The organism is Actinomyces provencensis, from assembly GCF_900155435.1.
In the GTDB taxonomy this organism is placed as follows: Bacteria; Actinomycetota; Actinomycetes; order Actinomycetales; family Actinomycetaceae; genus Pauljensenia; species Pauljensenia provencensis.
Genome location: NZ_LT700212.1, coordinates 69696 through 80009, shown reverse-complemented (window position 1 = coordinate 80009; position 10314 = coordinate 69696). Strand labels below are relative to the sequence as shown.

Sequence of the window (10314 nt, the reverse complement as noted above, 5' to 3'; positions counted from 1 at the left end):
CCCCCGCCGAGGCACCTGCGGCCGAGGCCACTGCCGCGACCACCCAGGACTGAAACCTCTTCACGGAAGGAGAGACATCAATGGCGAACTTCACCGCTGCTGACGTCAAGGCGCTGCGCGAGCAGACCGGCGCCGGGATGATGGATGTCAAGAAGGCACTGACCGAGGCCGAGGGCAATCCCGAGAAGGCTCTCGAGATCATCCGCCTCAAGGGGCTGAAGTCCCTGTCCAAGCGCGAGGACCGCGTGGCCTCCGCCGGACTGGTCGCCGCCAAGGTCGTCGATGACGGCAAGGTCGGCGTGCTGGTCGAGGTCAACTCGGAGACGGACTTCGTCGCGAAGAACCAGAAGTTCATCGACTTCGCGCACTCCGTCCTCGATGCCGCCGTCGCCTCGGGCGCCACCGACCTGGAGTCCCTGCTCGCCGCCCCCCTGGGCGAGGGCACGGTCCAGGACGCCGTCAACGCCATGGGCGCGGTCATCGGGGAGAAGATCGAGGTCACCCGCCTGGTGCGTGTCGAGGGCGAGCACGTCGACCTCTACCTGCACCAGACGAGCCCCGACCTGCCCCCGCAGGTCGGCGTCTTCGTCGTCACCGATGCCGCGGGTGCCTCCGTCGCCCACGACATCGCGATGCACATCGCGGCGTTCCAGCCCCTCTACCTCGACAGGGACCACGTCCCCGCCGATGTGCTGGACAAGGAGCGCGCCACCCTGGAGAAGCTGACCCTCCAGGAGGGCAAGCCCGAGAAGATCGTCCCGAAGATCGTCGAGGGGCGCCTCAACGCGTTCTTCAAGGACAACGCCCTGGTCGACCAGGACTTCGCCCGTGACCCGTCCAAGACGGTGGGCAAGGTCCTCAAGGAGGCCGGCGCCTCCGTCACGGAGTTCGTCCGCGTCCACGTCGGGTCCTGAACCGACGGTGATGGCCCCGCCCCCGGGCGGGGCCATCACCGCACCACGGTCCCGACCTGACCAGCCACCCACCACCCCCGCACCGAAGGAGTCCACAGATGAACGACCAGGGACGCCGCCGTGTCCTCCTGAAGCTCTCCGGTGAGGCCTTCGGTGGTGGCAGCATCGGGTTGGACCCGACGGTGGTGCGCGGTATCGCCGAGCAGATCGCGGTCGCCGTGCGGGCAGGTGTCGAGGTGGCCGTCGTGGTGGGTGGGGGCAACTTCTTCCGCGGCGCGGAGCTGTCACGCTCGGGCATGGACCGTGCGCGCGCCGACTACATGGGCATGCTGGGCACCGTGATGAACGCACTGGCCCTGCAGGACTTCATCGAGCAGTCGGGCGTGCCCTCCCGCGTGCAGAGCGCCATCGCGATGCAACAGGTCGCCGAGCCCTACATCCCCCTGCGCGCCATCCGGCACATGGAGAAGGGACGCGTGGTCGTCTTCGGTGCGGGAGCCGGCATGCCCTACTTCTCCACCGACACCGTCTCCGCCCAGCGCGCCCTGGAGACCCACTGCGACGAACTCCTCGTCGCCAAGAACGGGGTGGACGGCGTCTACGACGACGACCCGAACACCAACCCCTCGGCCACCCGCTTCGAGTTCCTCACCTATGCCGAGGCCCTGGGCCAAGGACTGCGCGTGGTCGATGCCGCGGCATTCGCGCTGGGACAGGAGAACGGCCTGACCATGCGTGTCTTCGGCATGACCGAGCCGGGGAACGTCACGAAGGCACTGCTCGGCGACTCAGTCGGTACGCTGGTGAGCGCCGAACCCGCACAGACGAAGGAGCAACCGTGATCGACGACATCCTGCTCGACGCAGAGGACAAGATGGACCGGGCGGTCGAGGTCGCCCGCAGCGAGTTCGGGAACATCCGCACCGGGCGTGCCAATGCCGGCATGTTCCAGCACATCCCCGTCGACTACTACGGGGCGCCCACGCCCATGCAGCAGCTGGCCTCCTTCCAGATCCCCGAGGCCCGGACCGTGCTGATCTCGCCCTTCGACCGCACGGCCACGCAGGAGATCCTGCGCGCCCTGCGCGAGTCCGACCTGGGTGTCAACCCCACCGATGACGGCAACGTCATCCGTGTCGTGCTGCCGGCACTCACCGAGGAGCGCCGCCGCGAGTACGTCAAGCAGGCCAAGACCAAGGCCGAGGACGCGCGCGTCTCCGTGCGCGGGATCCGTCGCAAGTCCAAGGACCAGCTCGACCGCCTCAAGAAGGACGGCGAGGTCGGCGAGGACGAGGTCGACCGCGCGGAGAAGTCCCTGGAGTCCCTCACCAAGGCCCACGTCGAGCAGGTGGACGAGCTGCTCACCACCAAGGAGAGCGAGCTCCTGACGATCTGATGGCGACCGAGCCGACCCGGTCCCGCCTCGATCGCATCCTGCGACCCGGGCCGACACAGGACCACGCCCCCCTGCCCGCCTCGGGCCGGGCGGGGCGCAACCTTCCCGCCGCGGTCACGACAGCGGTGGTGCTCCTCGGCGCGCTCGCAGGGGGACTGGTCTACTGGACCCCGGGCTTCGTCGCCCTGGTCGTCATCCTGTGCCTCATGGCCACGTGGGAACTCGGTGGGGCCTTCGCCCGCACGGGTACCTCGGTGACGATGCCGCCCCTGTACGTCGGCACGGTGGGGATCCTCGTCAGCGCCTGGACGATGGGACCCGAGGCGATGCTGGTCGCGCTCTTCCTCACGGTCTTCGTCATCATCGCGTGGCGGCTGATGGAGGGCCGCGGCGCCTCCACCATCACCGACGTCATCACCTCGGTGTTCTGTGCCGTCTACGTGCCCTTCCTCGCGGCCTTCGTGCTGCTGATGCGCTCGGAGTCGGGGAGCGCGGCCGTCGTCGGTGTCTACGTGGCCGTCACCGTCTCCAACGACATCGGCGGATGGGCGGCGGGTGTCCTCTTCGGGAAGCACCCGATGTCGCCGAGGATCTCCCCGCACAAGTCCTGGGAGGGTTTCGCCGGATCCGTCCTCATGTGCTGCGCGGTGGGGGTGGCCGGTGTGCTGCTCCTGGGCGGGCAGTGGTGGTGGGGCCTGGTGGCGGGGGTCGCGGCGTCCGTGGTCGGCACCGTCGGTGACCTCACGGAGTCCGCGATCAAGCGTGAGACCGGACTCAAGGACATGTCGAACCTGCTGCCGGGCCACGGAGGCGTCCTCGACCGCATGGACTCCCTGCTCATGACGGCGCCGGTCCTCTACCTGGTCCTCCGGGCCGCACTGGGATGGTGACACACATGACGACTCCGGACATGCGCGGCAGGCGCCGCGAGATCCGCCCCACCGACCAACCGCCCGAAGGGGCGTCCAGCCCCGATGCGCGACCGGTCATCTCCTTCGCGGCCAGGCGCCGGGGGAAGGCGCCCTCGCACCTGGTGGACCGGGACCTCGTGGGGCGCAAGGTGGCACTGCGGGAACTGGGTCTTCCCGCCTTCCGCGCCGACCAGCTCTCCCGGCACTACTTCGAGCACTTCACGGCCGACCCGGGGGACATGAGCGACCTCCCCGCCTCCATGGCCCCGGTGGTCCGGGAGACCCTCCTGCCGTCCCTGACCCGTGAGATCACCTCCCTCCGGGCCGATGGTGGCGAGACCGTCAAGCAGCTGTGGGAGCTCTTCGACGGGGCCCGCGTCGAGTCGGTGCTCATGCGCTACCCCGGGCGGACCACCCTGTGCATCTCCTCCCAGGCCGGGTGCGGCATGGCCTGCCCCTTCTGCGCGACCGGGCAGATGGGACTGACCCGCAACCTCTCCACCGCGGAGATCATCGAGCAGGTGCGCCTGGCGCACCGGGCCTGCGCCGAGGGCGCGCTCGCCGGGGGACCGACCCGCCTGAGCAACGTGGTCTTCATGGGCATGGGAGAGCCGATGGCGAACTACCGCAGCGTCGTCCAGGCACTCCACCGACTGGTGGACCCCGTGCCGGAGGGCTTCGGGATGTCGGCGCGCAACATCACGGTGTCCACCGTCGGCCTGGTGCCCGCCATCGACAAGCTGGCCGCGGAGGGGATGCCCGTGACTCTCGCCGTGTCGCTGCACGCCCCCGATGACGACCTGCGTGACGAGCTCATCCCCATCAACTCCCGCTGGAAGGTGGGGGAGCTGCTGGACGCCGCGCGGCGCTACTTCGTGGCGTCGGGACGCCGGGTGTCCATCGAGTACGCGCTCATCCGGGACATGAACGACCAGGCGTGGCGCGCCCAGCTCCTGGCCGATGAACTCAACCGACGTGGGCACGGGTGGGCACACGTCAACCCGATCCCCCTGAACCCGACTCCGGGCTCCATCTGGACGGCGTCCACGCGACGCGCGCAGAATGAGTTCGTGGAGACCCTGCGGGCGAGCGGTATCGTGACCACGATCCGTGACACACGCGGGTCGGACATCGACGGCGCCTGCGGCCAGCTGGCCACTGCCGTCCAGAAGCGTGAGAGCAGGAAGCCCGTCGCCATCCCGGCCACGAGGCCCGACACCGAGGAGGCACGATGACGGACGCGTTCCCCCGCGTCAGCATCTTCCGCAAGGGGTACGACCCCGAGTCGGTGGATGCGTTCTTCGAGGACGCACGACGTGCCTACGAGGGCGGGGTGCCGGCCGAGCAGTTCAGCGCCGAACAGGTCCGTCAGGCGACCTTCGCGCTGCGACGCAACGGCTACCGCATCGACGCGGTGGACTCCGCCATGAACCGCCTGGAGGCCGCCTTCGTCCAGCGTGACCGCGCCGACCACGTCGCCGTCAACGGTGAGAACGCGTGGTTCGAACGTGTCGCGGACCGCGCGACCACCCTCTACCCCCGCCTCCTGCGCCCGCGCGGGGACCGTTTCGCCCATCCCGACCGCGGTCGCGGATACGACGTCGACGACGTCGACGACCTGCTGGACCGCCTCGCGGACTACTTCGACGACCGCGGTGACATCGGCGTGGAGGACATCCGCCACGCCGTCTTCCCACCCGCGAAGGGCCGCAAGGCCTACGCGGAGGGACCTGTCGACGCCTACCTGGGCCGTGCCGTGGAGATCCTGCTGGCGGTCAGCTGAGCGTGGCACCCCTCTCCTCCGCACCCGCCGCCGTCACACCCGCAGTGCCTGGCGCCTCCGCGCCCCGCGACGTCGTCCTCCTGGGGTCCACGGGCTCGATCGGGACGCAGGCCCTCGAGGTCATCGATTCCCACCCCGGGCGTTTCCGCGTGCGGGCCCTGGCTGCGGGTGGAGCACACCCGGAGCTCCTGGCCGACCAGGTGGCCGCCCATGACGTGGCGGTGGTCGCCCTCGCCAGTGGCTCCGTCGCGCACTTCCTCGAGGTGCTCGCACACCGCCATCCCGGCCTCGCCCGCACTCCCGAGGTGCTCTCCGGCGCGGACGCCGCCACGCAGGTGGCAGGTGCCTTCCCGGACTCGGTGGTCCTCAACGGCATCACCGGTGGCGTGGGACTGGGCCCCACCCTGGCGGCCCTCGCCTCCGGGGCGACCCTGGCCCTGGCGAACAAGGAGTCCCTCGTGGTGGGAGGGGCCCTCGTCCGGCGCGCACTGGTGCGTCCCGGACAGGTGGTGCCCGTCGACTCCGAGCACTCCGCCATCGCGCAGTCCCTGGCAGCGGGCGTCCACGAGCGAGGGTTGACCTCGCCCGTGCTCAGTGGCCGCTCCGAGGTGGCCGACCTGGTGCTCACGGCTTCCGGTGGTCCCTTCCGGGGGCGCACGAGGGCGGAGCTCGCGGAGGTGACGCCCGAGCAGGCCCTGGCCCACCCCACCTGGTCGATGGGACCGGTGGTGACCGTCAACTCCTCCACCCTGGTCAACAAGGGCCTGGAACTCATCGAGGCCCATCTCCTCTTCGACGTCGACCCGGCGCACATCCTCACCACCGTCCATCCCCAGTCGATCGTCCACTCGATGGTGACCTTGCACGACGGGGCGACCGTCGTCCAGGCCTCACCCCCCGACATGCGACTGCCCATCGCCCTGGGTCTGACCTGGCCGGAGCGCTTGGAACACGTCGAGCAGCCGCTCAGGTGGGACGCCGCGCAGGCCTGGACCTTCGAGCCCGTCGACGACGTGACCTTCCCGGCCGTCTCCCTGGCACGCCAGGCGGTGGCGGCCTCGTCCACCCACCCCGCGGTGCTCAACGCCGCCAATGAGGTCCTCGTCGACGCGTTCCTGCGCGGCGAGCTGCCCTGGCTGGGCATCGTGGACACCCTCACCGAGGTCGTCGGCGCCCACGAGGGCATCGTGGATCCCACCCTGGAGGACGTGCTCGCCGTGGAGGAGTGGGCCCGGGCGCGGGCCCGTGAGGCCGTGGAGGTCCAGCGGTGAGCTTCGCCCTGGGCGTGCTCGTGGCCGTCGTGGGACTGGTCGTCTCGGTGGCCCTCCACGAGATCGGGCACATGGTCCCTGCCAAGCGCTTCGGTGTGCTGGTGCCCATGTACTCCGTCGGGTTCGGTCCCGTCCTGTGGCAGCGGACGTGGCGGGGGACCACCTACGCCCTGCGCGCCGTCCTGCTGGGCGGCTACGTGCACATCGTCGGCATGTTCGCCCCGGCCCGTCCCGGCACGCGCACCACCAACCGCCGCGGCCGCCCGACGCTGGCGCAGGAGGCCCGTCTCGCCAGCGCCGAGGAGGTCCCCGAGGGCCAGGAGGCCCACGCCTTCCACCGCCTCTCCGCCCCGCGCAAGGCAGTCGTCATGGCGAGCGGCCCCGCGATGAACCTGCTGATCTGCGTCCTCCTGCTCGCGGTGGCCATGATGGGCATCGGTCTGGCGACACCCTCCACGACCCTGCAGCAGGTCACGACGACCGTGACGACGTCCGCCGGCGACGTGGAGGGGCCCGCCGAGGCGGCCGGGATCGAGGCCGGGGACAGGATCCTCTCCTGGGACGGGACGGCGACCCCCTCGTGGCAGGACCTGCGTGACGCCATCGGTGCGTCCGACGGCTCGGCGGTGCCCGTGGTCGTCGAGCGTGCGGGTTCGGAGGTCGACCTCACGGTCACGCCTGTGCGGAACGCGCAGGGGGAGTGGGCCGCCGGCATCGTCGCAGGAGTGGAGTACGTGAGGACGGGCCCGGGGGCAGTGGTCTCCACGACCTGGCAGATGTTCACCGGTACGGCATCGGTGGTCGTGCGCCTGCCCCAGGCCGTGTGGGACGTGGGACGGTCCCTGTTCACCTCCCAGGAGCGTGACCCCAACGGTGTCGTCTCCGTGGTGGGGGTGGGACGGGTGGCCGGGGAGATCACCCAGGCCGGGGACGCGGCCGGTGCCTCCGGGACCCGCCAGACCGCGGTGGCACTGCTGGCGCTCCTGGCGTCCCTCAACATGGCGCTCTTCGTCTTCAACCTCATCCCCCTGCCCCCGCTGGACGGTGGGCACGTCGCCGGCGCCGTCTACGAGGGAGTGCGCCGCACCTGGGCACGCCTGCGCGGTGCCCCGGACCCGGGGCCGGCGGACACGGCCCGGATGATGCCGCTCACCTATGCGGTGGGGGGACTGCTGGTGGCGATGACGGTCCTGCTGGTGGCCGCCGACATCGTCGACCCCGTCCGCCTCTTCTGACCGTGAAGTCCGCTCTGTTCTGACCGTGAGGTCCGCTCTGTTCTGACCTCGAAGTCCGCTCTGTTCGGGCACTGAGGTCCGCTCTGTCCTGACCGCGAGGTCCGCCCTCGCTCCCGCCTCAGTGCGGACGGTAGGCCGTCACGAGGACGGACACGGTGACCTCCTCGGGCAGGTCGGGGTCCTCACCGAGGCGCGAGGCATCGAGGTGGCGGGCGCTGGGGGTCATGGCCACGAGGTCGACGGCCCCGTCGTGGGACAGCGGAGTGCGGTACTCCACCGAGTGCGTCGCCACCTCGTCGAAGTGGGGTGCCAGCGAGCGTGACAGGCGCTGTTCCTTCTCCGGGTCGACGTCCACCATGCCGACCACCTCGGAGCGCAGTTCCGCCAGGTGGCCCACCGTCGGGCGCACGACGACCAGTCGCCCGTCCCCGCGCAGGACCCGGTGGAACTCTCCGGGATTGCGCGGCGCGAACACGTCCATCACCACCGCGCAGCAGTCGTCGACCAGGGGGAAGTCCCGGAAGACGTCCCAGGTCGCTGCGGCCAGACGCGGGTGGGCCCGCACGGCTGCCCGCAGCGCCCGGGTCGAGGTGTCCAGCCCCAGACCGTGCGTGGTGGGCAGGGCGTCGAGGGCCCGCGCCGCGTACCGTCCGGTCCCGCACCCGACGTCCAGCAGCAGTCCCGCTCCCACCTGTCCTCCGACGAGGTCCGCCACGGCGTCACTGATGGGGTCGTACGCGCCGGTGGAGAGGAAGCGCTCGCGGGCCCGGACCATGTCGGCGTCGTCCCCGCTGGTCGCCCGGCTCCCGCCGAGCAGGCTGACGTACCCCTGGCGGGCGATGTCGAAGGTGTGGCCGGCCGGGCAGCGCAGGGCGGTGCCCGAGACCGACAGCGTGCCTGCGCAGAGGGGACACCTCAGGGCGTCGAGGACCTGCAGGAGGGCGGGTGGGGCCGCGTGGGGCATGGGACTCCGATGGGTGGGGGGACGAGGGCGGGACCGCCCCGAGTCTAGGTCGGCCTAGAGTGGAAGTCCGACCGCTCGACCCCGAAGGAGCACCATGGCGGACCACGCGCACGTCCACCCGGGCTGGATGGACCACGCGATCTGGTGGCAGGTCATGCCACTGACCTTCACCGGGGCGCCCCGCGCCCTCGATCCCCACGCCCCGGTCGCCCACCGGCTGGGGCGCGTCGAGGCCTGGCTCGACCACGCCGTGGCGCTCGGCGTCAACGGCCTCCAACTGGGCCCGGTGTTCCGTTCCGCCACCCACGGCTACGACACCCTCGACCACTTCCACCTCGATCCGCGCCTGGGCGACGACGCGGACTTCGACCACCTCGTCGCCGAGTGCCACCGCCGGGGGCTGCGGGTCATGTGCGACGGGGTGTTCAACCACGTCTCCCGCGAACACCCCCTGGTCCGGCGAGCACTCGCCGAGGGGCACGACTCGCCGACTGCGGCGCTGTTCGACTTCCGACAGGCCCAGGACGGGAACTGGTACCCCCAGGTCTTCGAGGGTCACCCCGGCCTCGTGGAGCTCAACCACTCCGACCCNCGGACCAGCGACCCACCGGGTCACGGGCCGCAGGTCCGCGGGTCCCCGGCGCAGGGGATCACGCACCGGCCCGGTCCACCGCGCAGGATCCAGGCGGGGGAGGGACCCTCAGACCACCCGCGCCGGCGATCCGGCCGCCCTCCGTCCCACCACTGGGACCCTCGACGGCGCCCGTGTCGGACAGGGCGTCCACACCCTCTGCCGCACCCGTGGGTGATCCGGGGGTCCCGCCCTCGTCCGCGGCCCCCACCGCACCCCNGGTCCCCGAGGGCCAGGAGGCCCACGCCTTCCACCGCCTCTCCGCCCCGCGCAAGGCAGTCGTCATGGCGAGCGGCCCCGCGATGAACCTGCTGATCTGCGTCCTCCTGCTCGCGGTGGCCATGATGGGCATCGGTCTGGCGACACCCTCCACGACCCTGCAGCAGGTCACGACGACCGTGACGACGTCCGCCGGCGACGTGGAGGGGCCCGCCGAGGCGGCCGGGATCGAGGCCGGGGACAGGATCCTCTCCTGGGACGGGACGGCGACCCCCTCGTGGCAGGACCTGCGTGACGCCATCGGTGCGTCCGACGGCTCGGCGGTGCCCGTGGTCGTCGAGCGTGCGGGTTCGGAGGTCGACCTCACGGTCACGCCTGTGCGGAACGCGCAGGGGGAGTGGGCCGCCGGCATCGTCGCAGGAGTGGAGTACGTGAGGACGGGCCCGGGGGCAGTGGTCTCCACGACCTGGCAGATGTTCACCGGTACGGCATCGGTGGTCGTGCGCCTGCCCCAGGCCGTGTGGGACGTGGGACGGTCCCTGTTCACCTCCCAGGAGCGTGACCCCAACGGTGTCGTCTCCGTGGTGGGGGTGGGACGGGTGGCCGGGGAGATCACCCAGGCCGGGGACGCGGCCGGTGCCTCCGGGACCCGCCAGACCGCGGTGGCACTGCTGGCGCTCCTGGCGTCCCTCAACATGGCGCTCTTCGTCTTCAACCTCATCCCCCTGCCCCCGCTGGACGGTGGGCACGTCGCCGGCGCCGTCTACGAGGGAGTGCGCCGCACCTGGGCACGCCTGCGCGGTGCCCCGGACCCGGGGCCGGCGGACACGGCCCGGATGATGCCGCTCACCTATGCGGTGGGGGGACTGCTGGTGGCGATGACGGTCCTGCTGGTGGCCGCCGACATCGTCGACCCCGTCCGCCTCTTCTGACCGTGAAGTCCGCTCTGTTCTGACCGTGAGGTCCGCTCTGTTCTGACCTCGAAGTCCG

General features: G+C 71.1%; 10 protein-coding genes and 1 pseudogene. 10 read left to right on the top strand and 1 reads right to left on the bottom strand.

The features are described from left to right. Positions 1–80 precede the first annotated feature (80 nt). From tsf to BQ9890_RS00320, 8 genes are all read left to right on the top strand, one after another. Positions 81–914, top strand: a complete 834-nt coding sequence (gene tsf, locus BQ9890_RS00355; protein WP_075888468.1) for a translation elongation factor Ts — start codon at positions 81–83, stop codon at positions 912–914. A gap of 98 nt (positions 915–1012) precedes the next feature. After that, a complete protein-coding gene (gene pyrH, locus BQ9890_RS00350; protein ID WP_075888466.1) occupies positions 1013–1756 on the top strand; it encodes a UMP kinase in 744 nt (247 codons plus the stop codon). Beyond that, positions 1753–2310, top strand: a complete 558-nt coding sequence (gene frr / locus BQ9890_RS00345) for a ribosome recycling factor (RefSeq protein WP_075888464.1) — start codon at positions 1753–1755, stop codon at positions 2308–2310. Before pyrH ends, frr begins: the two co-directional genes overlap by 4 nt. Then, positions 2310–3200, top strand: coding sequence for a phosphatidate cytidylyltransferase (locus BQ9890_RS00340; protein ID WP_075888462.1), 891 nt, complete (start codon positions 2310–2312; stop codon positions 3198–3200). Before frr ends, BQ9890_RS00340 begins: the two co-directional genes overlap by 1 nt. A gap of 5 nt (positions 3201–3205) precedes the next feature. Further along, positions 3206–4456 (top strand): dual-specificity RNA methyltransferase RlmN, encoded by a 1251-nt coding sequence (gene rlmN, locus BQ9890_RS00335; RefSeq protein WP_075888460.1) that lies wholly within the window; start codon positions 3206–3208, stop codon positions 4454–4456. Further along, a complete protein-coding gene (locus BQ9890_RS00330; protein ID WP_075888458.1) occupies positions 4453–5004 on the top strand; it encodes a DivIVA domain-containing protein in 552 nt (183 codons plus the stop codon). The genes rlmN and BQ9890_RS00330 overlap by 4 nt, the downstream gene beginning before the upstream one ends. A 44-nt stretch (positions 5005–5048) precedes the next feature. Further along, positions 5049–6275: a 1-deoxy-D-xylulose-5-phosphate reductoisomerase gene (gene dxr / locus BQ9890_RS00325; RefSeq protein ID WP_075892461.1), complete on the top strand. Its 1227-nt coding sequence runs from the start codon at positions 5049–5051 to the stop codon at positions 6273–6275. Further along, positions 6272–7510: a M50 family metallopeptidase gene (locus BQ9890_RS00320; protein WP_075888456.1), complete on the top strand. Its 1239-nt coding sequence runs from the start codon at positions 6272–6274 to the stop codon at positions 7508–7510. Before dxr ends, BQ9890_RS00320 begins: the two co-directional genes overlap by 4 nt. A 118-nt stretch (positions 7511–7628) precedes the next feature. On the opposite strand, the gene BQ9890_RS00315 is transcribed toward BQ9890_RS00320, so the two are convergent. Then, positions 7629–8474, bottom strand: a complete 846-nt coding sequence (locus BQ9890_RS00315) for a putative RNA methyltransferase (RefSeq protein ID WP_075888450.1) — start codon at positions 8472–8474, stop codon at positions 7629–7631. Between the two features lie 94 nt (positions 8475–8568). Between BQ9890_RS00315 and BQ9890_RS16025 the strand changes: the two are divergent. Continuing rightward, positions 8569–8991: pseudogene (locus BQ9890_RS16025) on the top strand (alpha-amylase family glycosyl hydrolase); the annotation flags it as partial. After that, positions 8886–10256 (top strand): site-2 protease family protein, encoded by a 1371-nt coding sequence (locus tag BQ9890_RS00305; RefSeq protein WP_078062115.1) that lies wholly within the window; start codon positions 8886–8888, stop codon positions 10254–10256. The pseudogene BQ9890_RS16025 and the gene BQ9890_RS00305, both read left to right, overlap by 106 nt. Positions 10257–10314: the final 58 nt, after the last annotated feature.